General features: G+C 68.8%; 1 protein-coding gene. It reads right to left on the bottom strand.

Annotated elements, in window-relative coordinates:
- The coding region (locus tag ACLJNW_RS29040) for a carbamoyltransferase C-terminal domain-containing protein (RefSeq protein ID WP_410962144.1) at positions 1–231 on the bottom strand (231 nt) is incomplete at both ends.

Genomic DNA, 231 nt, shown 5'->3' with positions numbered 1-231 from the left:
GTATCCAGCATCGACGGGCAGAAGGGCCGCCAGCGCTCGCGGAACTTGATCTGCGCATTGATCCGGTCGGCCACGCCCGGCACGCTCGGGCAGCCGAGAATGGAGCGGCCACCGAGGGCACGCGGACCGAACTCCATGCGTCCCTGGAACCAGGCCACCGGGTTGCCGTCGGCAAGGATCCTGCCGATACGCCGGCTGCGGTTGTGGATCTTCTGCCACTGCGGCCTGGCC

This window comes from Salmonella sp. SAL4457 (assembly GCF_046548235.1).
In the GTDB taxonomy this organism is placed as follows: domain Bacteria; phylum Pseudomonadota; class Gammaproteobacteria; order Enterobacterales; family Enterobacteriaceae; genus Salmonella; species Salmonella enterica.
Note: the sequence above shows the minus strand (reverse complement) of the source record. Positions and strands in the feature narration are given on the sequence as shown.